The following is a 25,098-nucleotide window of genomic DNA, read 5'->3' as shown; positions in this document are numbered from 1 at the left end:
CTCCCCGCCCCCACCGTTTGAGGAAGGTCTCTGCCATGGCCGTTCTGCTCAGCGCCGAGTTCCCCGTCGGCCGGCCGGCCCGTGCGTGCGGTGACGAGGACGCCAGTACGCTCGCCGGGGCGGCCACCCGCCGGCCGATCGTCGGCTCGGTGCACTCCTGGGACCTGTCGACCGGCGTCGACGGCCCGGGCACGCGCTTCGTCACCTTCCTCTCGGGCTGCCCGCTGACCTGCTCGTACTGCCACAACCCCGACACCTGGCGGATGCGCAACGGCAGGCGCACCACCGCGGACGACGTGGTCGCCGAGGCCGCGAAGTACACGACGTTCATCCGCGCGGCGGGCGGCGGCGCCACCGTGAGCGGCGGTGAACCGCTGCTCCAGCCCGTCTTCGCCGGTGAGCTGCTGCACCGCTACAAGCACGAGCTGGGCCTGCACACCGCCCTGGACACCTCCGGTTTCCTCGGTACCCGGGCCACCGACGCGCTGCTGCGCGACGTGGACCTGGTGCTGCTCGACATCAAGTCCTGGGACCGCGACACGTACAAGAAGGTGACCGGCCGCCCGCTGCAGCCAACCCTCGACTTCGCGCGCCGTCTCGCGGACCTGGGCAAGGACGTCCACGTCCGCTTCGTCCTCGTCCCGGATCTGACCGACGACCCCGCCAACCTCCAGGGCGTCGCCTCGTTCGCCGCCTCCCTCGGCAATGTGTCCCGCGTCGACGTCCTCCCGTTCCACAAGCTGGGCGAGGGCAAGTGGCAGGCCCTCGGCATGGACTTCTCCCTCCACGGCACCCCGTCACCCACCGCCGGCCAGGTGGCGGCGGCCCGGGAGGCCTTCACCGCGCACGGGCTGTACGCGGTGTGATGCGGTCGCGGCGTGCGCAGCCGCTTCCGTAGCTGCGTCCGGGTGAACCTCCGGGGCGGCCCGGCTCGTCGTGCGGCCGGACGGGGAACCCCAGTGGTGACGCTTCGGGCCAGGTGTGCCGTTCCGGCGTCGCCACGCAACCGCGAAGAGGGGTTCCGGTGTCAACCGAAGAGAACAAGCAGCTGGTACGCCGCTTCTACCAGGAGATCGACGCGGGCAACATCGACGCCCTGGACGAGCTCGTGGCCGAGGACTACCAGGACCACTCGCCGCCGCCCTTTTTCCCGGGTTCGGAGAGGGGCGTGAGGGACTGAAGGAGGCGTTCAGGGTGTTCTGGGAGGCCACGCCCGGTACCCACACGATCGAGGACCAGATCGCGGAGGGCGACAAGGTCGTGACCCGGCTGACGGCTCGTGGAGTGCAGGAGGGGGACCTCCCGGGCATCCCGCGCACCGGCAACCAGATGGAGATGACGGCGGTGGTGATCCATCGCATCGAGAACGGCCGGCTGGCCGAAAAGTGGTCGGAAAAGGACCTCCTTCGCCTTCTGCAGGAACTTGATGTCGTGCCGACACCCGGCGGGGCGGCGGGCTAGCGCAGAGCGTCGACGACTGTCGCCGCCGGGGTTGTCGGCAGTCTGTCGGTGCGGTGCAGGCGGACGGGTACAAGCTGGTGCGCATGACTGAGCTTCTCGTGTCATCCGGTGACGGCAGGCCCGTCACCGCTCTCGACGAAGGTTCCGGACCGAACCTGCTGGTGGTCCATCCGGGCGGCGGGGCCGTGACGACCTGGGACGGCGTCGCTGCCCGCCTCGTCGACGACTTCCGTGTCGTCAGGATCCGGCGACGGATCTACGTTCCCGAAGCAGACATCGCACTCCCTCACTCGATGAGCATCGAGGCGTCCGACATTGTCGCCGTCGCCGGTCTCCTGGAGCCCCCCGTGCTTCTCGTGGGGCATTCCTCGGGCGCCGTCGCCGCACTGGAAGCCGCACTCCTGGATCCGTCGGCATTCGCCGGACTGGTCCTTTACGAACCGCCCATGCCCACCAAGGAGTTGACCGCCGGGACGGCGGGCCCCCGTGCCCGCGCCGCGCTCGACAGGGGCGATCCGGTCGAGGCGATGCGGATCCATATGCGGGACATCGTCCGCATGCCCGCGAACATGGTCGAGGCCATGTTCGCCGACCAGTGTGCGCGAGCGGCGTTCTCCACGTATGCGGCGCCGCAGATCGCGGACAACGAGGCGATCGACGCACTCGGCGTCGGTGTTGATCGCTTCGCAACGCTCGGCATACCGACGACCCTGGTCGCCGGCGAACTCAGCCCCGCCCACCTGCGCGAACGTCTGGCTGACATCGCGACAGTCCTGCCGGACGCGCGGATCGTCACGCTCGCCGGCCAGGGACACACCGCCCATCTCCACGCTCCTGACACTCTGGCCGACACCATCCGCGAGATGGCGCGGCGGACTCTTCACCCGTAGCCGGACCGGCGCCGCGACCGGCCTGTGGCAAAGGCCGAGCGGACTCACCCTGTTGACCGCTAAAACAGGTCCTTTGTCATGGAATATCCCTACCGTGACAAAGTGACCGAGCCACCCGCACCTCCCGTCGCACCTCCGGCCGCCTCCTCTCCCGGCGTGCCACCGCCACCAGTGCCGGCCGTCGCCCCCGCGGCCGCCCCGCGTTCCGTGGCGATGCGCGCGACGCTGGCCGGTACAGCCGTCTCCGTTCTGCTCGTCCTGGCCATCGTGTTCGGCAGCCGGCTGCTCCGGGACTTCGATTCGGCGCTCCTTCCGTACGCGGTCGCCACCGTCTTCCTGGCCTTCGGTGTCGCCTACCGCTACACCGTGTGGATCTCCTCTCCGGGCGCTCGCCGCCTGTTCAGGCAGGGCTGGCGGAGCCTGTTCTCGGCGGCCAACTTCCGCAGGGCGCCCAGCGCCCTGCCGAAGATGATCGCCACCTATCTCGGCTTCCAGAAGTTCCTCGGCGCCCGCTCGCACGCCCGCTGGGGCGCCCACCAGCTGATCTTCTGGGGCTGCATCCTGGCCGCCGCGATCACGTTCCCGCTGACCTGGGGCTGGTTCACGTTCACCTCCGCGTCCGGCTCGGGGCCGGGATACGAGATGCGGATCTGGGGGTTCAAGGTCCTCGGGTTCGACTCGCTGAGCGTCGCCGGCTGGCTGATGTTCCACGGCCTGGACATCGCCGCCGTCCTGGTGATCCCCGGCGCCTCGTACTTCCTGTGGCGGCGGATGAAGGACCGCGGCGCCATCACCGGCCAGCGCTTCGCCTACGACCTCGTCCCGCTGATCGCGCTGATCGTCATCTCCGTGACGGGGCTCCTCCTCACCTTCTCGTCGATCTTCCTGCACGGCGGCGGCTACCAGTTCCTGGCGGTCCTGCACATGGTCTCGGTCGTCTTCACCCTCATCTACATCCCGTTCGGGAAGTTCTTCCACATCGTGCAGCGGCCGGCCGCGGTCGGCATGCAGCTCTTCAAGTACACGGCCCGCCAGGACGAGCAGGTCTTCCCGTGCAAGCGCTGCGGTCAGCCCATCGACACCGCCCCGTACGTCGAGAACCTGCGGGGCACCATGCGCGACCTGAAGCTCGACTTCGACGTCTGGGCCGAGTACTGCCCGCGCTGCAAGCGGGTGCTGCGCGGCACCGCCTACCTCAGCCACGTCAAGAAGGGCTTCAAGTGAGCAGCCGGCCCATTCCGCTCGACCCTTCGATCGCGCCGCCCGGCACCCGCAACTTCCGGGACGCGGGCGGCATCCCGGCCGACCAGTGGCACGCGGACCAGAACGGCGAGACCCTCGTCCCCACCCACTGCTGCTTCTGCGGGGTGCAGTGCGGCATGTATCTGCGGGTCGACCGGGCGGGCAAGGTGTTCGGCGTCGAGCCCCGCAACCACGACATCAACCGGATGCGGCTCTGCCCCAAGGGCATCAACGCCTACCAGCAGGTCAACCACCCCGACCGGCTGACCTCGCCGCTGCTGCGCCGCTCCCGCGACGAGCCGTTCCGCGAGGTCTCCTGGGAGGAGGCGCTCGACTTCACGGTCGCCGAGATCCGCCGCATCCAGTCCGCCCACGGCAACGACGCGTTCGGGCTGCTCGGCGGGGCGAGCCTGTTCTCCGAGAAGACGTACCTGGTCGGCAAGTTCGGCCGGGTCGCCCTCAGGACGCGGCACGTCGACTACAACGGCCGGCTGTGCATGGTCTCCGCCGCCGGTGCCAACAAGCTCGCCTTCGGCATCGACCGGGCGGGCAACCCGTTCTCCGACATCCTGCTCACCGACTGCCTGCTGATCGCCGGGTCCAATGTGGGGGAGTGCTTCCCCGTCATGACCCAGTACCTGTGGGGCGCCCGGGACCGCGGGGCGAGCCTGATCGTGGTCGATCCGCGCGAGACGGCCATCGCGCGCACCGCCGACATCCATGTCGCGCTGCGGCCCGGCACCGACGCGGCCTTCTTCAACGCCGTGCTGAACGTCGTCATCGAGGAGGACCTCGTCGACAAGGAGTTCCTCGCCGAGCACACCACCGGCTGGGACGAGGTGTGCGCGGCCGTCGCCTCCGTCACGCCCGATGCGGCCGCCGACATCTGCGGCATTCCCGCCTCCCAGATCGTCCAGGTCGCCCGGGCCTTCGCGGGCGCCGAGCGGGCGATGGCCTGGCACGCACGGGGCATCGAGCATCATTCGCAGGGTGTCGAGAACTGCCTGACCGTCATCAACCTCTGCACGGCCACCGGCAACCTCGGCAAGCCCGGCGCCGGTTACGGCACCATCACCGGCCAGGGCAACGGCCAGGGCGGGCGGGAGCACGGCCAGAAGGCCGACCTGCTGCCCGGCGGGCGTTCCATCTCGGATCCGGAGCACCGGCGGCAGATCTGTGAGATCTGGGGCATCGAGGAGTCCGAACTGCCGCCCGCGGGAACCTCGATGATGGAAATGGTCTGGCAGATGCAGCGCGAGGAGATCCGCGGCCTGATCGGCATCTGCAACAACCCGTTCGTCTCGCTTCCCAACTACGGGACGGTGAAGGCGGGTTACGACGCTCTGGAGTTCCACGCTCAATTCGATTTCTTCCTTTCCGAGACCGCGGCCAACGCGCATGTCGTCTTCCCCGTCACCACCTGGGCCGAGGACGAGGGCGTGATGGCCAATGCCGAGGCCAGGGTGGTCAAGCACAACAAGGCGCAGGAGCCGCCGGGGGGTGTGCGCACCGACACCTGGGTGATGTGCCAGCTCGCCCAGCGCCTGGGCGTGGGCGACAAGTTCGCCTATCCGGGCTCCCGCGAGGTGTTCGAGGAGCTGCGCATCGCGTCGGCCGGAACGGTCAACGACTACTACGGCATCACCTACGAGCGCCTGGAGGAGACCGGCGGTATCGCCTGGCCCTGCCCCTCCACCGACCATCCGGGCACGCCCCGCCTGTTCGAGGGCGGCCGGACCTCGCACCCGGACGGCAAGGTCCATATGCAGGTAGTCGAGTGGCATCCGCCGATGGACCCGTACGACGAAGAGCATCCGATGTCGCTGACCACGGGCCGTACCGTGGCGCACTTCCTGTCCGGCAACCAGACCCGCCGGCTCGGCGCGCTCGTCGAGCAGACCCCGCGCCCCTGGGTGGAGGTCCACCCCTCGCACGGCTTCCGCAACGGCGACCCGGTGCGGGTGGTGACCCGGCGCGGCAGCGAGGTCTTCCCGGCGCTGGTGACCGAGGCGATCCGGCCCGACACGGTGTTCATCCCGTACCACTGGCCCGTCCCGACGGCTGCCAACGCGCTCACCATCGACGCCCTGGACCCCCGTTCCAAGATCCCCGAGTACAAGGTGTGCGCCTGCAGGATCGAGGCCGCCGAGCGCGTCGACGAGGTGCCGGCGCCGCCGACCGCGCCGGGCCACGAGGCGTACCCGGCGACGCAGGTCTCGCGCACCGACCCCCTGCCGCCCACGTCCCCGCAGGGCCGTGGCACCGCGGAGAGGAGCTGACGCCCGCCATGATGGGCAGAACGATCTTCATCGACCCGGGGCGCTGCATCGGCTGCCAGGCCTGTGTGTCGGCCTGCCGCGAGTGCGATTCGCACCGCGGCAAGTCCATGATCCATCTCGATTATCCCGACGAGGGTCATTCCGTCGCCTCCCTTCCGACCGTCTGTATGCACTGCGAGGACCCGGTCGCCCCGTGCGCCGAGGTGTGTCCCGCCGACGCGATCCTGGTGACCGCGGACGGTGTGGTGCAGCAGGCCGACACCACCCGCTGCATCGGCTGCGCGAACTGCGTGAACGCCTGCCCCTTCGGCGTACCGAAGATCGACCTCCGGGCGAAGCTGCAGATGAAGTGCAATCTCTGCTACGACCGCACCGCCTATGGACTCGCCCCCATGTGCGCCACGGTCTGCCCGACCGGTGCGCTGTTCTACGGGACGGTCGAGGAGCTCCGCGCGGAGCGCCCCGGCGTCCAGGTCGCCGACTCCTTCACGTTCGGCGACGTCGTCGTCTCCACCGGCGTGGCGATGGTCGTGCCCGCCGACAAGGTCCAGTGGCCGGTGCCGGGCGGCCTCCCGATCGTCGAGGTCAACGGGAAGAAGGTGGGCTCGTGAGCGTCACCGACCAGTCGCCCGCCGCCCCCGACCCCGGCACGGATCCCGCCCGGGCCGCCCTTCACGACCGCATCGCCGCCGACTCCCTGACCACCCGCCGCGACTACCTCCGCATCGTCGCCACCGTCTCGGGCGGCCTCGCAGTCGGCGGCGTGGCCGTTGCCGGGGGAGTGCTGCACCGGCACGGCGACAACGACGACCCGCCCGCCGCCAGGCGCGTCGCGGCCGTGCTCCCTCCGGGCGAGTCCGTCGCCTTCCGTTTCCCCGGCGAGGAGGACCGCGCGGTCGCCGTCCGCCTCACCGACGGCACCCTCGTCGGCTACTCCGCCGTGTGTACGCACCTGGCTTGCGGGGTTTTGTGGCGCGAGGACCGCGGCGCGGAGGGCGAGCTGTACTGCCCTTGCCACGAAGGGGTCTTCGACGCCCGCACCGGCGAGGTCACCGCCGGCCCGCCGCCGCGCCCGCTGCCCAAGGTGCTCCTCGTCGAGGAGGCCGACGGCAGTGTCTGGGCGGTGGCCACCGCGCGCTCCGGCGAGAGCGTCAAGGACGCCATGTGCCGCCAGTTCGCCGACAGGCGCCCCGACATGGCGGCCCGCATGGGCTGCCCCGCCGCGAACGCCAAGCCGGCCGAAAGGAGCGAGCGGACATGAGCACCGACGACAACGCCGCCTCCGGCCGGGCCCCCGATGGCGGGCCCGGCCCGGGTGAGGGCCTCGCGGTCCCCCCGCGGCCCGTGTACACCCCCGGCTCCGTAGAGCCCCGGCTCAACCGGCCGGTCCGCGAGCGCTACCCGCAGATCCGCGCGACCAGCGGCTACGGCGACCCGCGGATCCGGCACACCGGGCCGGGGCCGGGCGCCGGCAGCGAGCAGGAACCGGAGCGCTCCTCGAAGCTGACGGCCCGCCTCACCCTGGCGATCACCGTGGTCATCGGCCAGCTGTGGGGCCTGACCGTGGTGGTCAACGAGTGGATGCGCGGCAACACCGGCACCGCCTGGTGGGGCGCGGGATTCCTCTGCCTGTCGTTCCTGGTGGTCCTCGGCCTCTGGCTCCTCGACCCGAAGGACCGCTGAGCGGGGGCGCCCGGACCATGGGGGGCACCGAGCGGAAGGCCGCTGAGCGGGGCTGCCGGATCGCATCGCCGCCGACCGGAAGACCGACGCCCCGGCCTCGTACGCCACCGGCCGAAGGGCCGCTGGGACCGCCGCCCGCAGGACCGGCGACCCGAGAGCCGCCGACCGGTTCCCGTACCGCGTCCCCGCCGGCCGTACCCTTGACTTATGAGCACCGCCCCCGCCCCCGGATCGCGCGACCGGGAATCAGCGCCCAAGGAGCAGTCCAAGCCGACGCTGGTCTTCGACGATCCGCTGGACCAGCAGTCCGCGGACGACACGGACCGCGGGTGGGGCGAGCGGCCCGCGTCCGCGGGCAGCGCCGCCGACCTGGCGCGCTTCCTCGACGAGAAGCCGCCCCACCACATCTGAGCCGTACGCGGCGGCGCTACGACTCGCTGGGGCCGCGCTGGGCGACCAGCGCGTCGCGGATCTCCTTCAGGACCTCCAGCTCGCTGACCTCCATCGTCTCGCGCACCCCCTCCTTCGCCTTGTCCTGCCGGGCCCGCCGGGCCAGGTACTTGGCCATGGGCAGCACCATCAGGAAGTACACGACGGCGGCGGTGATGATGAAGCTCAGCAGGGCGCTGAGCACTCCGCCCCAGGTGATCTGGATGCCCGAGTGGGCGGTGCAGGGGCCCTTCAGGCAGGAGGCGTAGCTCTCCAGGTCCTTGGTGCCGAAGGCGCCGACCAGCGGGTTGATCACACCCTTCACGACCGAGTTCACGACGTTGGTGAACGCGGCGCCGATCACCACGGCGACGGCCAGGTCGATCACATTCCCGCGCATCAGGAAGGCCTTGAAGCCGGCCAGCACGCCTGTCTTCTCCTCGCTCACCAATGAGCCTTTCTTCGCATGTGCAGGGGGCGGAGCAAACTCCTGCGCCACCTTGGACAGGGCAGCACCGCGCTGTCCAATCCATGTATGCGAATGGGGGACTTGACCGTTCGCCCGTGCGAATCAGCACAACGTCACCGCCAGCCGGGACGTCGTCCCCGCGCCGACCAGCGCCCCGGCGGCTTCGCGCGGCACGGCGAGGACGACGAGCGCTCCGGCGTCGGAGGAAGCTCCGCGTGCTCCCGGAACTTCCGTGACCCTGACGCCCGTTGCCACCACACGGGCCTGGTCTCCGGTCGCGGAGGGCGAGTTGGGGGACGCGATCACATCGACCCGGTCGCCTGGCTTCAGGAGCCGTACGGTCTCGGCGTCCGCGATCCGTACCGGCGCCGACACCAGTGCGGCCGGCCGCGCCGGCCCGCGCTCGCGTGGCGCGGGGGCCGCGGGCGGATGCGTACGCTCCGCCGCCTGCGGGCTGGAGACGGCGAGGGCCGCCGCCGTGACGGCGAGCCCGGCGGCCATCGCGCGCCGTCGCCTGCGCATCGCGCGCCGCAGCCCGTTCTTCCCGCCGCGCACCCGCAGCGGCGGGAAGAACGGCACGCCGCCGGGCTCGGGAGCGGGCACGGGAGGCAGGTAGGGGAGCGGGCGGGGAGTGGGCGAGGCGGTTGATGCGGAGCCTGCGGACATGGTGATCACTGCCGATCGTGAGGTGCCTGTGCTGCTCGGACGCTCCTCACGATCCCCCGTCCCGCGGGATCTCGCCGGGGCCTGTGGACCACCGCCCGCCTGTGGACAACTCGCTCACCCGAAAGGGGAGTTCAGGCGCGGAAGGGGAGTTCGGGACCGCGGTCGGCTCAGGGGCAAGCCCGGCCCCGGCCCCGGCCCGCCCGGCCCCGGAAAGCGCCCGGCGCCGGGCCCGCGCCCCCCTTACGGCAGCTCGATCCCCAGCTCCCACCCGTCATGTGCATGCAGGCACAGGCAGTCGCGGTCCTCGGTGGCCGGAAGGGCGGCGACCGCGTCGAAGAGCACCTCGCGCAGGCGCGCCACGTTCTCGCCGAACACCCGCAGGACTTCCGCGTGCGAGACGCCCTCGCCGGTCTCGGCACCCGCGTCCAGGTCGGTCACCAGGGACAACGAGGTGTAGCAGAGCTCCAGTTCGCGGGCGAGGTAGGCCTCGGGGTGCCCGGTCATGCCGACCACCGACCAGCCCATCGAGGCGTGCCACTTCGATTCGGCGCGGGTCGAGAAGCGGGGGCCCTCGACGACGACCATGGTGCCGCCGTCCACGGCCTGCCACCCGCGCCCGTCGGCCGCCCCCAGGGCCGCCTTGCGGCCGCTCGGGCAGTACGGGTCGGCGAACGTGGTGTGCACGACGCCCGGGACCGTGCCGTCGGGCAGCGGAAGCCCGTCGAAGAAGGTCTGGGTGCGCGCCTTCGTACGGTCCACCAGCTGGTCCGGTACGAGCAGCGTGCCCGGCCCGTACTCCTCGCGCAGGCCGCCCACCGCGCACGGCCCGAGCACCTGGCGCACTCCGACCGAACGCAGTGCCCACAGGTTGGCGCGGTAGTTGATGCGGTGCGGGGGCAGGTGGTGGCCGCGGCCGTGGCGGGGCAGGAAGGCCACCTTCCGGCCGGCGATCTCGCCGAGGAAGAGGGAGTCGCTGGGGGAGCCGTAGGGAGTGTCCACCTGGACCTCTGTGACGTCCTCCAGGAACGAGTAGAACCCCGAGCCGCCGATGACGCCGATCTCTGCGTTAACCATGCCGGTCACACTAACCGTGGGCGGAAACGACAGAACCCCCGCCGTAGTACGGCGGGGGTTCTGTACGAGGCTGGGTCAGGCGGCCGTGCCGGAGCTCGACGCGGACGAGCCGGAGCTCGACGTCGACGCGGCAGGCTTGGAGTCCGAGCCGGACGAGCTCGACGACGTCTTCGACGCGGACGAGCCGGAGCCGGACGACGACGCGGGCGAGCTGCTCGACGACGCACCGCGGCTGTCGTTGCGGTAGAAGCCGGAGCCCTTGAAGACGATGCCGACCGCCGAGAACACCTTCTTCAGGCGTCCGTCGCAGTTCGGGCATACGGTCAGGGCGTCATCGGTGAACTTCTGCACCGCCTCGAGGCCCTCGCCGCACTCGGTGCACTGATACTGGTAGGTCGGCACTTGTCTTCCTCCTGGCACTCTCACTCATTGAGTGCTAACGACGGTCCATAGTGACGTATTCCCCGGGATCAGTCCACCGTGACGGGGACACGGTGACCGACGCCACGCGCCACGGTACGTGCCGCCGGGCGCGGGGAGAGCCGGGAGCGGAGCGCGAGCAGCGTGGCCAGGGCCAGCGCCGTGCCCCCCAGCGGCACCAGGAATCCGGCGGTCGAACCGTGGGCGTCGGTCAGCCGTCCGGCGACCGTGACGGCGGCGGCCTGGCCCAGAGCGACGGCGCCGGTCAGCCAGGTGAACGCCTCGGTGCGCGAAGTCGCCGGGACCAGCGTCTCGACCAGCGTGTAGCCGGTGATCAGGGCCGGGGCGATGCACAGGCCGACGATCAGGCCGAGGCCGCCGAGCAGCAGCGCGGAGTGTGCCGCCCACAGTCCGGAGGCCGCCAGGGTGAGCGCCGCGTAGCCGGCGATCAGCCGGGTGCGGGGCGCGGACTTCCAGGCGATGGCGCCGCAGGCGATGCCCGCCAGCATGTTTCCGGCGGCGAAAATGCCGTAAAGGACGCCGTTGATGCCCGGGTTGCCGATCTCTTCCGCGAATGCGGTCAGCGAAACCTGCATGCCGCCGAAGACCGCTCCGATGCCGAGGAAGGCCATCGCCAGGACGCGTACGCCCGGGATGGACAGCGCGGAGGTGTGCTCGGCCGCTTCGTGCTCGGCGGCGCTGCGTACCGGCGGCTGGGTGCCGCGCCTGGCCGCGAACAGGAGGCCGCCGACGAGGGTCAGGGACGCCTCGGCGATGAGGCCCGCGGCCGGGTGCACGCTGGTGCACAGGGCGGTCGCCAGGACCGGGCCGATGACGAAGGTGAACTCGTCGGTCACCGACTCGAAGGCGGCGGCGGTCGCCATCAGGGGCGAGCCGTCGAGCTTGTTGGCCCAGCGGGCCCGGACCATGGGGCCGACCTGCGGGACCGAGGCGCCGGTGGGCACGGCCGCGACGAACAGCGCCCACAGGGGCGCGCCGGCCAGCGCGAGGGCGGTCAGCGCGGACACGGAGGCCGCGTGGACCAGGACGCCGGGCACCAGGACGGCGCGCTGTCCGAAGCGGTCCGCGAGCTTGCCGCTCTGCGGGGCGAACAGCGCCATGGAGACGCCCGTGAAGGCGGCAACGGCGCCCGCGCCTCCGTAGGAGCCGGTGGTGTGCTGGACGAGCAGGAGGATGCCGATGGTGAGCATCGCGAAGGGCTGCCGGGCGGCGAAGCCGGGCAGGAGGAAGGACAGTGCGCCAGGTGTGCGCAGAAGCTGCCCGTAACCGGGCCGCTTGTCAGAAGTGACCGTGGATGCCACGGCCCCTTGCCTTTCTGCCGCCTGGTAGCGCGCCCCATGCACAGATCTGTGGGTGCGGGCGTTGCCGAGAGCTGTCCTCTTGCGCGGAACTGCGGTAGATGCCGGGGGCTACTGCGGGGGCTCCCGACCGCCATACGGTCGCGCCAGCTCTGCGTCAGGCAGAGTTGGTCGATCAGTGGTGTGCCTTCATGATACAGAGCTTTGGCACTCCGTGCCTACGAATCCGCACGGAGTGCCAAGTTTCGGCCTGTGTTTATGCGGCCGACACGCGGCTTAACACGGCGCCACGCGGCTTAATGAGCCGTTCGCCCGGGCTTCGCCTTCCTGGGAGGCTCGCTCGCCGCGCCGCCGGTGCCCAGCCAGCCGGCGAGCTTGCCGCCCTGGCCCACCGCCCGCAGCCGGTTCTCGGCCGCGTCCCGTACCGGATCGGTGGCGACCACCAGAAGCTCGTCGCCCTGCCGCAGCACGGTGGTCGGCCCCGGCACGAAGCTCTTGCCGTCGCGTACGACCAGGGTGACGGCGGCGCCCGGCGGCAGCCTCAGCTCGTGCACCTCGACGCCGTGCATCCTCGACTTCGGCGGGATCGCCACGGAGAGCAGATGGCCGCGAAGGCGCTCCAGGGGGGCCGATTCGACGCCCAGGTCGGCGGCCTCGTCGGCGTCCGAGAGCTGGAGCTTGCGGGCCAGCCACGGCAGCGTCGGGCCCTGGATCAGGGTGTAGACGACGACCAGGATGAAGACGATGTTGAAGACCTTCTCGCTGCCGTCGATCCCCGAAACCATGGGGATGGTGGCGAGGATGATCGGTACGGCGCCGCGCAGGCCCGCCCACGACATCAGGGCCTTCTCCTGCCACGGCATCCGGAACGGCAGCAGGCTGAGCAGCACTTCCAGGGGCCGCGCCACCATCGTCAGGACGAGGCCGATGATCACGGCGGGCCAGAAGTCGGCGCCCAGGTTGTGCGGGGTGACCAGCAGGCCGAGCAGGACGAACATGCCGATCTGGGCGATCCAGCCGAGCCCGTCGGCGAAGCCGCGGGTGGCGGGCCAGTGGGGCAGCTTGGCGTTGCCGAGCACCATGGAGGCGAGGTAGACCGCGAGGAAGCCGGAGCCGTGGGCCATGGCGCCGGCCGCGTAGGCGGTCACGGCGATCGCCATCACCGCGATCGGGTAGAGGCCGGAGGCGGGCAGCGCCACATGGCGCAGTCCGTACGATCCGAGCCAGCCCACCGCGAGCCCGATCGAGGCGCCGATGGCGAGCTCCAGGGCTATCTTCCCGACCAGCAGGTACCAGGAGTCGACCGGTCCGGGTGTGGAGAAGGCGACGACCAGGATCACCACGGGGGCGTCGTTGAAGCCGGACTCGGCCTCCAGGACGCCGGTGATGCGCGTAGGCAGGGGCACCTTGCGCAGGACCGAGAAGACGGCCGCGGCGTCCGTGGACGACACCACCGCGCCGATGATCAGTGCCTGCCGCCACTCCAGGCCCACCAGATAGTGCGCGCCCGCCGCGGTGACTCCCACGCTCACCGCGACGCCGACGAGCGACAGCACGACGGCCGCCGGCAACGCCGGTCTGATCTCCTTCCACTTGGTGCCCAGACCGCCCTCGGCCAGGATCACCACCAGTGCGGCATAGCCGATCACCTGCGTCAGTTCGGCGTCGTTGAACTTGACGTTGAAGATGCCGTCCTGCCCGATCGCGATCCCGATGCCGAGATACAGGAGCAGGCTGGGGAGCCCGCTGCGGGAGGAGATGCGCACCGCCGCGACGGCGATGAGCAGGACGAGCGAGCAGATGAGCAGGAGTTCGTTGAGCTGGTGGACAGTCAGTGGCCGATCCTTCCCCTCAGGCGCCGCCGGGCACCCCATGAAAATCGTGCATCCCCAAGTGACCGGTGCGCATCCGGGGGACTCCCCCGACGTGTCTGACGCACCTGGTGAAACGTTCCGTCACTCAAGTTACTTCGTTACCTTACCTAATCTTTGACGCTTTCTTTACGCGAGGGCTCCTCTGCGCGACGCCCCGGTGCCCGAACTCAGACACCGCGTCAGGGGCTGTCAGCGGCTGCGCCTATGGTTGCTCCCAGCACTCCTGGACCACCCTGCCCCTCGAAGGACAGCGATGCCCGCCACCACAACCGCCCCTTCCGCCGGTACGACGGCCGGCAAGACGAGCAGGAAGAGGGGACGCCGCCTGAGGCTGTTCGTCCTCGTCCTGGTGCTGGCGCTGGTCGCGGGCGTCGCCTACGGCGCGTACTGGTCGGTGAGTACCGTGCGCGCCTCGTTCCCGCAGACGACCGGCACCATCAAGCTCCCGGGCCTGCTCGGCCAGGTCGAGGTCAAGCGCGACGACTACGGCGTGCCGCAGATCTACGCCGACAACGACGCCGACCTGTTCATGGCGCAGGGATACGTCCAGGCGCAGGACCGCTTCTACGAGATGGACGTCCGGCGCCACATGACGTCGGGCCGGCTCTCGGAGATGTTCGGCAGCGGCCAGGTCGACACCGACGCCTTCCTGCGCACGCTCGGCTGGCGCAAGGTCGCGCAGCAGGAGTACGACACCAAGCTTTCGCCCGCCACCAAGAAGTACCTCCAGTCGTACGCGGCGGGGGTGAACGCGTATCTGAAGGGCAAGGACGGCAAGGACATCTCCGTCGAGTACGCGGCCCTCGGCTTCACCAACGACTACAAGCCCGAGGCCTGGACGCCGGTCGACTCGGTGGCCTGGCTCAAGGCGATGGCCTGGGACCTGCGCGGCAACATGCAGGACGAGATCGACCGGTCCCTGATGACCAGCAGGCTCAGCCCGAAGCAGATCAACGACCTGTACCCGGCGTACCCGTCCGCCACGCACCGCCCCATCGTCGACGAGGGCTCGTACAACAAGGCCACCGGGAAGTTCGACCCCCAGCGCCCCGCGACGGGCTCGGACGGGGCCTCGGGGACCGCCCAGGACGCCCTCCAGGGCATGCAGAGCCAGCTCTCGTCGCTCTCCGACACCCTGGACAAGATCCCGGCGCTGCTCGGCCCCAACGGCAGCGGCATCGGCTCCAACTCCTGGGTGGTGTCGGGCAAGTACACGACGACCGGCATGCCGCTGCTCGCCAACGACCCGCACCTCGCGCCGATGATGCCCTCGCTCTGGTACCAGATGGGCCTGCACTGCCGGACCGTCTCCAGCACGTGCAACTACGACGTCGCGGGCTACACCTTCTCCGGGATGCCCGGCGTGGTCATCGGCCACAACCAGGACATCTCCTGGGGCTTCACCAACCTCGGCGCCGACGTGACGGACCTGTACCTGGAGAAGATCAACGGCTCCAGCTACCTCTACGACAACCAGGAGAAGCCGCTCGCCACGCGCGAGGAGGTCATCAAGGTCGCCGGCGGGTCCAGCAAGACCATCACCATCCGCGAGACCAACAACGGCCCGCTGGTCTCCGACCGCGACGACGAGCTGGAGAAGGTCGGCCAGAAGGCGCCCGTCAACTCCGCGGCCCCCGACCGGGGCACCGGCTACGCGGTCTCCCTGAAGTGGACGGCGCTTGAGCCCGGCAAGTCCATGGACGCGGTGTTCGAGCTGAACCGCGCCACCGACTTCAAGTCCTTCCGGGCCGCCGCCAAGGACTTCGAGGTCCCCTCGCAGAACCTGATCTACGCCGACACCAAGGGCCACATCGGCTACCAGGCACCGGGGAAGATCCCGGTGCGCGCGGCCGGCGTCGACGGCACCATGCCCGCCGCGGGCTGGGAGTCGAAGACCGCGTGGAAGGGCTACATCCCCTTCGACGCGCTGCCCTACGAGTACGACCCCAAGCGCGGCTTCATCGTCACCGCCAACCAGGCCGTGATCGACGAGAAGAAGTACCCGTACCTGCTCACCAAGGACTGGGGATACGGCACCCGCAGCCAGCGGATCAACGACCTCATCGAGTCGAAGATCAAGGGCGGCGGGAAGATCTCCACCGAGGACATGCAGAAGATGCAGATGGACAACAGCAGCGAGATCGCCGCGCTGCTGACGCCCGCCCTGCTGAAGATCAACGTGTCCGACCCGTCCGTCCGCGAGGCGCAGAAGCTCCTCGAGGGCTGGGACTACACCCAGGAGAACGACTCGGCGGCCGCCGCCTACTTCAACTCGGTGTGGCGCAACGTCCTGAAGCTGGCGTTCGGCAACAAGCTGCCCAAGGAGCTGCGCCCCAAGGGCGAGTGCCTGTACGTGACTCCGCCGGCCGGCACCGGTCCGGTCGACGACCCCAACCAGAAGGTCCAGGAGTGCGGTGAGCGCGAGGGCGACTCGACGCAGCCCGACGGCGGGGACCGCTGGTCCGAGGTCGTCCGGAAGATCTTCAACGACCAGAACAACGCCTGGTGGCAGTCGCCCGCGACGCGTCTGGACAAGGCCACCACGACCCGCGACCAGCTCCTCGCCCGGGCCATGAAGGACGCCCGCTGGGAGCTGACCGCCAAGCTCGGCAAGGACACCACGACCTGGAGCTGGGGCCGGCTCCACCAGATGGTCCTGAAGAACCAGACCCTCGGCAAGGAGGGCCCCGGCTTCCTTCAGTGGGTCCTCAACCGCGGCCCGTGGAACCTGGGCGGCGGTGAGGCCGCGGTCAACGCCACCGGCTGGAACGCGGCGAGCGGCGACTACGGCGTCACCTGGGTGCCCTCGATGCGGATGGTCGTCAACCTCAAGGACTTCGACAAGTCCAAGTGGATCAACCTCACCGGCGCCTCGGGCCACGCCTACAGCGCGCACTACTCGGACCAGACCGGGAAGTGGGCCAAGGGCGAGCTCCTGGACTGGTCGTTCAGCGGCAAGGCGGTCGACGGGTCAACCGTGGACACGCTGAAGCTCACGCCGTAGTACGGGCCTTGTGACACGGGCCTTCAGGCGGTGAAGCGCGTCACCCCGTCGGGGGTGACGACAGCCTGCACGGGGTGGTCGTGCGGTTCCTCCGGGACCCGCGCGACCACCTCGTCCGCGTAGAGGAGCACCACCAGGGCGGGCGCGTGGCCGGACGCCTCGATACGGGCCAGGACCCGGTCGTAGGAGCCGCCGCCCCGGCCGAGCCGCATCCCGCGCGTGTCCACGGCGAGGCCGGGCAGCAGCACGGCATCCGCGGCCGTCACCGCGTCCGGGCCGAGCCGTGCCCCGTCCGGTTCGAGCAGCCCGCGCCCGGCCGGCACGAGGTGCTCGGGCCCGGCGTAGGGTGCCCAGTCCAGGTCGTTGTCCGCGAGCAGCACCGGAAGCAGCACCCGTACACCGCGTGCGTACAGCGCGTGGACCAGGGCGCGGGTGCCCGGTTCGCGGCCCACCGAGATGTACGCGGCCACCGTTGCGGCCGCCGAGAGTTCGGGCAGGGCCAGGGCCCGGTCGGCGAGCGCCAGGGAGGCGGTGAGCAGTTCGTCGTCGCTCAGCTGCTTCCTGGCGTCGAGAAGGCTGCGCCGCAAGAGGGCCTTTTCGGACGTGTGATCACTCACCGTGTTTCTGCAATCCCCTCAAATGCGCGGGTAAGAGAGCGAATTCACCGACGGATCATCTTCCGCACATACGCAGCGGATAGGGTGCCCCGCATGACTCAGTCGCCCCCACGGATCACCAAGGCTGTCATCCCCGCTGCCGGGCTCGGTACCCGGTTCCTTCCGGCCACCAAGGCCACCCCGAAGGAAATGCTGCCGGTGGTGGACAAGCCGGCCATTCAGTATGTGGTGGAGGAGGCGGTGGCGGCGGGCCTCTCCGACGTCCTGATGGTGACCGGCCGCAACAAGCGTCCTCTGGAGGACCACTTCGACCGGAACTACGAGCTGGAGTCGGCGCTGACCCGCAAGGGCGACGCGGACCGGCTCGCCAAGGTGCAGGAGTCCAGCGACCTGGCGACCATGCACTACGTACGCCAGGGGGACCCGCGCGGTCTGGGCCACGCGGTGCTGTGCGCGGCCCCGCACGTGGGCAGCCAGCCCTTCGCGGTGCTCCTCGGCGACGACCTGATCGACGCCCGCGACCAGCTGCTCTCGCGGATGGTGGAGATCCAGGAGCACGAGGGCGGCAGCGTGATCGCGCTCATGGAGGTCGATCCCGAACAGATCCACCTCTACGGCTGTGCGGCCGTCGAAACCACCGCGGAGAGTGACGTCGTACGGGTCACCGGGCTGGTCGAGAAGCCCGAGGCGGGCGAGGCGCCCTCCAACCTCGCCGTGATCGGCCGCTACGTCCTGGACCCGGCCGTCTTCGGCGTGCTGCGCACCACCGAGCCGGGCCGCGGCGGCGAGATCCAGCTCACCGACGCCCTCCAGCAGATGGCCGCCGACGAGTCGATCGGCGGACCCGTGCACGGCGTCGTCTTCAAGGGCCGTCGCTATGACACCGGCGATCGCGGAGACTATCTCCGAGCCATTGTCAGACTGGCGTGCGAACGTGAAGACCTGGGCCCGGACTTCAAGGCCTGGCTTCGCCGGTACGTGACCGAGGAGATGTAGGCACCCGTGAGCAACACGATCTGGTCGGTGGACGAGCACCTGGACGACATCCTCGCCGCGGTCAGGCCGCTCGAACCGATCGAGCTGCAACTGCCCGACGCCCAGGGCTGCGTCCTGGTCGAGGACGTCACGGTGTCCGTCGCCCTGCCGCCCTTCGACAACAGCTCGATGGACGGCTACGCGGTGCGGGTCGCCGATGTCGCGGGCGCCAGCGAGGAGTTCCCCGCGGTGCTCACCGTCATCGGCGACGTCGCGGCGGGCAGCGGTGAACTGCCCACCGTGGGCCCCGGCCAGGCCGCCCGGATCATGACCGGCGCCCCGCTGCCGCCCGGCGCCGAGGCCGTCGTCCCCGTCGAGTGGACCGACGGCGGGGCCGGCCAGGGAGCCGCCACCACCATGCGCCCGGCGGGGGACGCCCCCGAAGGGGCGAGCGGCGAGGTGCGGGTGCACCGCCCGGCCGAGGCCCGCGCCCACGTCCGCGCGCGCGGCAGCGACGTCCAGGTGGGCGACCTCGCCCTGACCGCGGGCACCGTGCTCGGCCCGCCCCAGATCGGCCTGCTCGCCGCCATCGGCCGCGGCACGGTCACCGTACGGCCGCGCCCGCGCGTGGTCGTGCTCTCCACCGGAAGCGAACTGGTGCAGCCCGGCGAGGAGTTGGGTCGGGGCCAGATCTACGACTCCAACAGCTTCGCCCTCGCGGCCGCCGCCCGGGACGCGGGCGCCATCTCCTACCGGGTCGGCGCGGTCACCGACGACGCGGCCGTGCTGCGCGACACCATCGAGGACCAGCTGATCCGCGCCGACCTCCTGGTCACCACCGGCGGGGTCAGCGTCGGCGCGTACGACGTCGTCAAGGAGGCGCTGTCCTCCGTGGGAGACGAGGACGAGCCGGGCAGCGGCATCGACTTCCGCAAGCTGAGGATGCAGCCCGGCAAGCCCCAGGGCTTCGGCTCCATCGGCCCCGACCACACCCCGCTGCTCGCCCTGCCCGGCAACCCGGTGTCCTCCTACGTGTCCTTCGAGCTGTTCGTACGCCCCGCGATCCGCACCCTGATGGGCCTCGACGACGTCCACCGGCCCACCGCGCGCGCCGTCCTGAAGACCGACAAGGCGCTGTCCTCGCCCGCGGACCGGCGCCAGTTCCTGCGCGGCACCTACGACGCCCAGGCGGGCACCGTCCGCCCGGTCGGCGGCTCCGGATCGCATCTGATCGCGGCGCTCGCGCAGGCCGACTGCCTGATCGTGCTGCCCGAGGACACCACGTCGGCGGAGCCCGGCAGCGAGGTGGAAGTGGTCCTGCTCGGCTGAGTGTCAGTCGGTGGGGGTACGGTGTCTGCCCACAGAAGCCGTACCGGGAGCGCCACCGAATGAGTACGACGCAAGGCAGGCTCACGCACATCGACGAGGCGGGTGCGGCCCGCATGGTCGACGTCTCCGAGAAGGACGTCACCGCACGCACCGCCCGCGCGAGCGGCCGCGTGCTCGTCTCGCCGCGTGTCGTGGAGCTCCTGCGCGGCGAGGGCGTTCCCAAGGGCGACGCCCTGGCCACCGCCCGCATCGCCGGGATCATGGGCGCCAAGCGCACCCCCGACCTCATCCCGCTGTGCCACCCCCTCGCGGTCTCGGGCGTGAAGCTCGACCTGTCGGTGGCCGACGACGCGGTGGAGATCCTCGCGACGGTGAAGACCACCGACCGCACCGGCGTCGAGATGGAGGCGCTGACCGCCGTGTCGGTGGCCGCCCTCACCGTCGTCGACATGGTCAAGGCGGTCGACAAGGCCGCAGTGATCACCGATATCCGGGTCGAGGAGAAGACCGGCGGCAAGTCCGGCGACTGGCACCGGCCTGAGGCGGCCGGAGCATGACGCCCCCTCAGCCCGCCGCGAGGCCCGGCCCGCAGGCCGCGGTGCCCTTCCCCGAGGGCGGCCAGGGGCTCGGCGAGGCGCTTTCGGCTCCGTACGCGGCGCTCGTCGTCACCGCCTCCAACCGGGCGGCCGCCGGCGTGTACGCGGACACGGGCGGCCCGCTGCTCGCCGAGGGCCTGGCCGCGATCGGCTTCGCGGTGGACGGCCCGCTGGTCGTGCCCGACGGCGACCCGGTCGAGCAGGCGCTGCGCGCGGGCGCGGCGGCCGGGTACGACGTGATCGTCACGACCGGCGGCACCGGCGTCTCGCCCACCGACCGCACCCCCGACGCCACCCGCAAGGTCATCGACTACGACGTGCCCGGCATCCCCGAGGCCATCCGTGCCGAGGGCCTGGCCAAGGTTCCCACCGCCGCCCTCTCGCGGGGCCTGGCCGGAGTGGCCGGGGGCCGCACCCTGATCGTCAACCTGCCGGGCTCGACCGGCGGCGTTCGGGACGGGCTCGCCGTCCTGGAGCGGATCCTGCGGCACGCCGTGGACCAGATCCGCGGCGGCGACCACCCGAGACCCGCGGGGAGCCCGAACTGAACGTTCCTTCCTGGCCGGTCGAGCTCGCGGAGGGCGATGTGGTCCTCCGCCCCATAAAGCTGCGCGACCAACGGGCCTGGCGCGAGGTCAACCGGCGCAACCGCGACTGGCTGCGGCCCTGGGAGGCGACGATCCCGCCGCCCGCGGCCGGCGCGCCCTTCGCCCAGCGCCCCACGTACCGCCAGATGGTCCGCCATCTGCGCGCCGAGGCCAACGCGGGCCGCATGCTGCCGTTCGTCATCGAGTACCAGGGCCGCCTGGTGGGCCAGCTGACGGTCGCCGGGATCACCTGGGGCTCGATGTGCTCGGGGCACGTCGGGTACTGGGTGGACCGCGAGGTGGCGGGCCGGGGCGTGATGCCGACGGCCGTCGCCCTCGCCACCGACCACTGCTTCCGCACGGTCGGGCTGCACCGCATGGAGGTGTGCATTCGGCCCGAGAACGCGCCGAGCCGCCGGGTGGTGGAAAAGCTCGGTTTCCGCGAGGAAGGGCTGCGCCCGCGCTATCTCCACATCGACGGCGCATGGCGCGATCACCTGGTGTACGCGCTCACCGCGGAGGAGGTCCCCGACGGGCTCCTCGCCCGGTGGCGGCGGGCTCGCCAGTCCCATCACGGGAACACGGGAAACACCGGGAAATGAAATAAACGTTCGAATTTGATCGCGATCCGATCCCGCTCTCCCGCCGATCGATCCGAGAAATCACAAAAAAAGCCGGTGATATCAGCCAGATCGTGCGACACACCGGCTCAATTGGCGTATCCCCGCGCGCCCGTCCCTCTACGGTGTGGTGTGTGAGCAGCAGCGGCCTCATTTACGCAGTCATCGTCGGGGCCTGGGCCGCCTACTTGGTGCCGATGTGGCTCCGCAGGCAGGACGAACTCAACGAGGCCCGTCCGACGGAACGCTTCAGCACCGCCATCCGGCTGCTGTCCGGACGGTCGGCCATGGAGCGCCGGTATGCCAAGGAGCTGAGCCAGCGGGCCACCGAGGAGGCAGCGCCCGAGGCGAGCCCCGGGCCCCCTCCGGACGCCCCGACGGAACCCCTCGCCACGCCGGGGGAGTCCACCGGCGCCCGGGAATCCGCCGTGCCCCCGGCCCGTACGGCCCACCCCGCGCGGCAGGAGCGGCACGACCGGCCGGAACGCCCGGCGCCGCGGCGTGAGCGCCCCGCGAACTCCGCCTCGGCGGAGCGGGCCCGGCGCGCCCAGCGCAGCGCGGTACTCGCCCGTCGCCGGCGGACCACCGTCGTCCTCTTCCTGGCGTTCACGCTGGGCGCGGTCGTCGCGGGCGTCGGCGGACTCGAATTCCTGTGGGCGCCGGCCGCCCCGGCCGCCCTGCTGAGCGCGTACATCGTGCACTTGCGGATCCAGGAGCGGCGGCGCTTCGCCTTCACCATGGACCGGCGCCGCGCCGAGGCCGCGGCCCAGCGGCTGCGCGAGAGCAGGCCGCGCGCCCGGGCCACGGCGCCGGGCACCGAGGCCGACGACGAAGCGGAGTCCCACCACCCGGCCCCCGTGCCCGAGCCCGCGCCCGCGCCGGCCCTCTCCCCGCAGGAGGCCGGCCGGCGCGCCCTGGTCGAGCAGACCGACCACCAGGAGTGGGTCGACCAGCAGCGCGAGCGCGGCCCCGAACGCGGCGCCAGCTGGGAGCCGGTGCCGGTCCCGCTGCCCACGTACGTCACCGCTCCGGTCGCCCCGCGCGCCACCAGCGGCATCGACCTGGGCGCCCCCGACACGTGGTCCTCGGCCCGCTCCTCGACCGCCGACCCCACCCCGGCCCCGCCCGCCGCCGACCCGCCCCCGAAGCAGCGCACCGGCCCAAGTCGCCGCCGCACGCCGCTCTTCGACCAGTACGCGGACGAGGACCGCCCCCGCGCCGCCAACGAATGACCCCGCTCTCGCTGACCAGCGAGGACCGGATTTCCAAGCACTCCCATCCGGGTGCTAAGGTTTCACTCGTTGCAAGGGCCTGTGGCGCAGTCCGGTAGCGCACCTCGTTCGCATCGAGGGGGTCAGGGGTTCGAATCCCCTCAGGTCCACAACAACAACGAGATCCCGTCCGATCATCACGATCGGGCGGGATCTCGTCGTTTCCGGGGGTGGTTGAGCGGGGCGGTCGAGGGGGCGGCTGAACGGAGCCGCCGGGCCGGGGCCGGGGATCGGGGTCAGGAATCCATGAGCGGCTTCGCGAAGCAGCGGCTCGTGTCGTACGTGCGGTAGTGGCCGAACTTCTCGCAGGGTTCGTAGCCCGTCGACGTGTACAGGGTGATCGCCTCGGGCTGCTTGATGCCGGTCTCCAGGACCATGCGGGTGCGGCCGGCCGCGCGGGCGTCGGCCTCCAGGGCGGCGAGTATGCGGCGGGCGAGGCCCAGGCCCCGGGCCTCGGGGACGACGTACATGCGCTTCAGTTCGGCGTCGCCGTCGCGGTAGTTCTCCTCGTTGGCGTCCTGGCTGCGCCAGCCGCCGGTGGCCACCGGGCGCCCCTCGGCGTCGTACGCGATCAGGTACAGGCCGCGCGGGGGCAGGAACATCGCGGCGTCCAGGGGGGTGATGTCGCCCTCGTCCCCGTACCGCTCGGCGTATTCGAGCTGGACCTGGTCGTTGAGCTTCACGGCGTCGGGGTGGTCGTAGCCGAGCTGGTGGATATTCATGCGTTATAGCGTACTTCTATGCGATGGGTGGGCAGTGCCGGGTCGGTAGGGTGCCGGGATGCTCACTGTTACCTCTGTGAATGTAAACGGGCTGCGGGCCGCCGCCAAGAAGGGCTTCGTGGAGTGGCTCGGGGGGACCGGGGCCGACGTCGTCTGCCTGCAGGAAGTACGGGCCGAGGCTCACCAGCTGCCCGCCGAGGCCGGCGCGCCCGAGGGCTGGTTCGCCGTGCACGCCCCGGCCGCCGCCAAGGGCCGCGCCGGTGTGTCCCTGCTCACCCGGCGCGAGCCGGACCGGGTGCGGATCGGATTCGGGAGCGCGGAGTTCGACGGCAGCGGGCGCTACATCGAGGCGGACCTGCCCGGCGTGACGGTCGCCTCGCTGTACCTGCCCTCCGGCGAGGTCGGCACCGAGCGGCAGGACGAGAAGATCCGCTTCATGGCGGAGTTCCTCGAATACCTCGGTGAGCTGAAGGCGAAGGCCGCCGCCGACGGCCGCGAGGTCGTGGTCTGCGGCGACTGGAACATCGCCCACCAGGAGGCCGACCTCAAGAACTGGAAGGGCAACAAGAAGAACTCCGGCTTCCTGCCCGAGGAGCGGGAGTGGATGACGCGGGTCTTCGACGCGGCGGACGGCGGCTATGTCGACGTGGTGCGCGCCCTGCACCCGGACGTCGAGGGCCCGTACTCGTGGTGGTCCTACCGCGGCCGCGCCTTCGACAACGACACGGGCTGGCGGATCGACTACCAGGTCACGACCCCCGGCCTCGCCGAGCGCGCCGTGAAGGCTTTCGTCGAGCGGGCCGCGACGCACGGGGAGCGGTGGAGCGACCATGCGCCGGTGACGGTGGTGTACGACCTGTAGGGCCCGGCGTCCGGGGGGCCGCGTCCAGCGGGGTCCGGCCCCGTCATGGTTCCCGCGACAGCCGCCGGTCCAGTGCCAAGGACAGTTCCGCGTCCACCACCGCCTTGGCGAGGGGGCGCAGGCGCTTCGTGTCCTCCGGGGAGGCGTGGGTGTGCAGGAGGTCGGTGAACAGGGCGGCCAGGGCGTCGGCGTGTTCGCGGACTTCGCGGCCCGCCGCCAGGACGGCCGCCAGCGGGACGCCCTCGCGGACCAGGGAGGCCGACACGTCCAGGAGGCGGCGGCTGATGTGGACGATCTCCTCGCCCGAGACGGCCAGGTAGCCCAGGTCGAGGGCGGCCGCCAGGTTCTCGGGGGTGACCTCGCCCGCGAAGTGGTCGGCCAGTGCCTCCGGGGTCAGGCGCACCGGGGTCTCCTCGGTCGGCTCCACCAGGCCCAGCGCCTCGCCCGCGTCCCGGCCCGACTCGAAGGCCGAGGTCAGGTCTGCGATGCCGGACAGGGTGTGGCCGCGCTCCAGGAGGGCGGAGATCGTGCGCAGGCGGGCCAGGTGGTGGTCGTCGTACCAGGCGATACGGCCCTCGCGGCGCGGTGGCGGGATCAGGCCGCGCTCGCGGTAGAAGCGCAGGGTGCGTTCGGTGATGCCCGCCTTTCGGGCCAGCTCAGCCATGCGGTACTCGCGGGCGCCGTCCGTCGGAGCCGGCTCCGGCTGCTT

27 protein-coding genes and 1 tRNA gene are annotated in these 25,098 nt (G+C 71.1%); 19 read left to right on the top strand and 9 right to left on the bottom strand.

Annotated features, from left to right (window positions below; genetic code table 11):
• The first annotated feature begins 35 nt into the window (after positions 1–35).
• From pflA to ABD346_RS19645, 10 genes are all read left to right on the top strand, one after another.
• Entirely contained in the window at positions 36–866 is an 831-nt protein-coding gene (gene pflA / locus ABD346_RS19690) for a pyruvate formate-lyase-activating protein (RefSeq protein ID WP_344376451.1), read from the top strand.
• Between the two features lie 158 nt (positions 867–1,024).
• On the top strand, positions 1,025–1,180 hold the full coding sequence (locus tag ABD346_RS19685; protein WP_344376438.1) for a nuclear transport factor 2 family protein: 156 nt from the start codon (positions 1,025–1,027) through the stop codon (positions 1,178–1,180).
• A 14-nt stretch (positions 1,181–1,194) separates the two neighbouring features.
• Complete coding sequence (locus ABD346_RS19680; RefSeq protein WP_344376437.1) at positions 1,195–1,461, top strand: ester cyclase; 267 nt, start codon at positions 1,195–1,197, stop codon at positions 1,459–1,461.
• An 83-nt stretch (positions 1,462–1,544) separates the two neighbouring features.
• Entirely contained in the window at positions 1,545–2,351 is an 807-nt protein-coding gene (locus tag ABD346_RS19675) for an alpha/beta fold hydrolase (protein ID WP_344376435.1), read from the top strand.
• A gap of 102 nt (positions 2,352–2,453) precedes the next feature.
• On the top strand, positions 2,454–3,575 hold the full coding sequence (locus ABD346_RS19670; RefSeq protein ID WP_425583003.1) for an MFS transporter: 1,122 nt from the start codon (positions 2,454–2,456) through the stop codon (positions 3,573–3,575).
• Positions 3,572–5,872, top strand: a complete 2,301-nt coding sequence (locus tag ABD346_RS19665) for a molybdopterin oxidoreductase family protein (RefSeq protein WP_344376434.1) — start codon at positions 3,572–3,574, stop codon at positions 5,870–5,872. Before ABD346_RS19670 ends, ABD346_RS19665 begins: the two co-directional genes overlap by 4 nt.
• 8 nt (positions 5,873–5,880) lie before the next feature.
• Complete coding sequence (locus ABD346_RS19660) at positions 5,881–6,483, top strand: 4Fe-4S dicluster domain-containing protein (RefSeq protein ID WP_344376432.1); 603 nt, start codon at positions 5,881–5,883, stop codon at positions 6,481–6,483.
• Positions 6,480–7,133: a QcrA and Rieske domain-containing protein gene (locus ABD346_RS19655; protein ID WP_344376430.1), complete on the top strand. Its 654-nt coding sequence runs from the start codon at positions 6,480–6,482 to the stop codon at positions 7,131–7,133. The genes ABD346_RS19660 and ABD346_RS19655 overlap by 4 nt, the downstream gene beginning before the upstream one ends.
• Positions 7,130–7,555, top strand: a complete 426-nt coding sequence (locus tag ABD346_RS19650) for a hypothetical protein (protein ID WP_344376429.1) — start codon at positions 7,130–7,132, stop codon at positions 7,553–7,555. Before ABD346_RS19655 ends, ABD346_RS19650 begins: the two co-directional genes overlap by 4 nt.
• A 207-nt stretch (positions 7,556–7,762) precedes the next feature.
• Positions 7,763–7,966 carry a hypothetical protein gene (locus tag ABD346_RS19645; RefSeq protein ID WP_344376427.1) on the top strand — a complete coding sequence of 68 codons (204 nt, stop codon included), beginning with the start codon at positions 7,763–7,765 and terminating at the stop codon, positions 7,964–7,966.
• A 16-nt stretch (positions 7,967–7,982) separates the two neighbouring features.
• Here the strand turns inward: ABD346_RS19645 and mscL are convergent, their stop codons facing one another.
• The 6 genes from mscL to ABD346_RS19615 all read right to left on the bottom strand — a co-directional run bounded on the left by mscL (position 7,983) and on the right by ABD346_RS19615 (position 13,806).
• Entirely contained in the window at positions 7,983–8,432 is a 450-nt protein-coding gene (gene mscL, locus ABD346_RS19640; RefSeq protein WP_344376426.1) for a large conductance mechanosensitive channel protein MscL, read from the bottom strand.
• Positions 8,433–8,555: 123 nt separating this feature from the next.
• A complete protein-coding gene (locus ABD346_RS19635) occupies positions 8,556–9,119 on the bottom strand; it encodes an RcpC/CpaB family pilus assembly protein (RefSeq protein ID WP_344376424.1) in 564 nt (187 codons plus the stop codon).
• Between the two features lie 240 nt (positions 9,120–9,359).
• On the bottom strand, positions 9,360–10,193 hold the full coding sequence (locus ABD346_RS19630; RefSeq protein WP_344376423.1) for an S-methyl-5'-thioadenosine phosphorylase: 834 nt from the start codon (positions 10,191–10,193) through the stop codon (positions 9,360–9,362).
• 75 nt (positions 10,194–10,268) lie between these two features.
• On the bottom strand, positions 10,269–10,595 hold the full coding sequence (locus tag ABD346_RS19625; RefSeq protein WP_344376421.1) for an FmdB family zinc ribbon protein: 327 nt from the start codon (positions 10,593–10,595) through the stop codon (positions 10,269–10,271).
• Between the two features lie 68 nt (positions 10,596–10,663).
• A complete protein-coding gene (locus ABD346_RS19620; RefSeq protein ID WP_344376420.1) occupies positions 10,664–11,935 on the bottom strand; it encodes an MFS transporter in 1,272 nt (423 codons plus the stop codon).
• 293 nt (positions 11,936–12,228) lie between these two features.
• The gene (locus ABD346_RS19615; protein ID WP_344376418.1) at positions 12,229–13,806 is read right to left on the bottom strand and encodes a potassium/proton antiporter; all 1,578 of its coding nucleotides are present in this window, start codon (positions 13,804–13,806) and stop codon (positions 12,229–12,231) included.
• 253 nt (positions 13,807–14,059) lie between these two features.
• On the opposite strand from ABD346_RS19615, the gene ABD346_RS19610 reads away from it, so the two are divergent.
• Positions 14,060–16,810 (top strand): penicillin acylase family protein, encoded by a 2,751-nt coding sequence (locus tag ABD346_RS19610; RefSeq protein WP_344376417.1) that lies wholly within the window; start codon positions 14,060–14,062, stop codon positions 16,808–16,810.
• Between the two features lie 23 nt (positions 16,811–16,833).
• Here the strand turns inward: ABD346_RS19610 and ABD346_RS19605 are convergent, their stop codons facing one another.
• Entirely contained in the window at positions 16,834–17,397 is a 564-nt protein-coding gene (locus ABD346_RS19605; RefSeq protein WP_381227426.1) for a 5-formyltetrahydrofolate cyclo-ligase, read from the bottom strand.
• A gap of 123 nt (positions 17,398–17,520) precedes the next feature.
• On the opposite strand from ABD346_RS19605, the gene galU reads away from it, so the two are divergent.
• The 7 genes from galU to ABD346_RS19570 all read left to right on the top strand — a co-directional run bounded on the left by galU (position 17,521) and on the right by ABD346_RS19570 (position 22,915).
• On the top strand, positions 17,521–18,423 hold the full coding sequence (gene galU, locus ABD346_RS19600) for a UTP--glucose-1-phosphate uridylyltransferase GalU (RefSeq protein ID WP_344376414.1): 903 nt from the start codon (positions 17,521–17,523) through the stop codon (positions 18,421–18,423).
• Between the two features lie 6 nt (positions 18,424–18,429).
• Positions 18,430–19,731, top strand: a complete 1,302-nt coding sequence (glp, locus tag ABD346_RS19595) for a molybdotransferase-like divisome protein Glp (protein WP_344376412.1) — start codon at positions 18,430–18,432, stop codon at positions 19,729–19,731.
• A 59-nt stretch (positions 19,732–19,790) separates the two neighbouring features.
• A complete protein-coding gene (gene moaC / locus ABD346_RS19590) occupies positions 19,791–20,288 on the top strand; it encodes a cyclic pyranopterin monophosphate synthase MoaC (protein ID WP_344376410.1) in 498 nt (165 codons plus the stop codon).
• Positions 20,285–20,875 (top strand): MogA/MoaB family molybdenum cofactor biosynthesis protein, encoded by a 591-nt coding sequence (locus ABD346_RS19585; RefSeq protein WP_344376408.1) that lies wholly within the window; start codon positions 20,285–20,287, stop codon positions 20,873–20,875. Before moaC ends, ABD346_RS19585 begins: the two co-directional genes overlap by 4 nt.
• Complete coding sequence (locus ABD346_RS19580; RefSeq protein ID WP_189961882.1) at positions 20,872–21,516, top strand: GNAT family N-acetyltransferase; 645 nt, start codon at positions 20,872–20,874, stop codon at positions 21,514–21,516. Before ABD346_RS19585 ends, ABD346_RS19580 begins: the two co-directional genes overlap by 4 nt.
• A 152-nt stretch (positions 21,517–21,668) precedes the next feature.
• On the top strand, positions 21,669–22,766 hold the full coding sequence (sepX, locus tag ABD346_RS19575) for a divisome protein SepX/GlpR (protein ID WP_344376407.1): 1,098 nt from the start codon (positions 21,669–21,671) through the stop codon (positions 22,764–22,766).
• A 75-nt stretch (positions 22,767–22,841) separates the two neighbouring features.
• Positions 22,842–22,915 (top strand) — tRNA-Ala (locus ABD346_RS19570).
• A 126-nt stretch (positions 22,916–23,041) separates the two neighbouring features.
• Here ABD346_RS19570 and ABD346_RS19565 read toward each other — a convergent pair.
• Positions 23,042–23,527 carry a GNAT family N-acetyltransferase gene (locus ABD346_RS19565; protein ID WP_344376405.1) on the bottom strand — a complete coding sequence of 162 codons (486 nt, stop codon included), beginning with the start codon at positions 23,525–23,527 and terminating at the stop codon, positions 23,042–23,044.
• A gap of 58 nt (positions 23,528–23,585) precedes the next feature.
• Here ABD346_RS19565 and ABD346_RS19560 point away from each other — a divergent pair, with 58 nt between their 5' ends.
• Positions 23,586–24,389 (top strand): exodeoxyribonuclease III, encoded by an 804-nt coding sequence (locus tag ABD346_RS19560; RefSeq protein ID WP_344376404.1) that lies wholly within the window; start codon positions 23,586–23,588, stop codon positions 24,387–24,389.
• Positions 24,390–24,432: 43 nt separating this feature from the next.
• On the opposite strand, the gene ABD346_RS19555 is transcribed toward ABD346_RS19560, so the two are convergent.
• Positions 24,433–25,053, bottom strand: coding sequence for a MerR family transcriptional regulator (locus ABD346_RS19555; RefSeq protein ID WP_344376448.1), 621 nt, complete (start codon positions 25,051–25,053; stop codon positions 24,433–24,435).
• Positions 25,054–25,098 lie beyond the last annotated feature (45 nt).

This window comes from Streptomyces mauvecolor, assembly GCF_039532965.1.
GTDB classification, from domain to species: Bacteria; Actinomycetota; Actinomycetes; order Streptomycetales; family Streptomycetaceae; genus Streptomyces; species Streptomyces violascens.
Note: the sequence above shows the minus strand (reverse complement) of the source record. Positions and strands in the feature narration are given on the sequence as shown.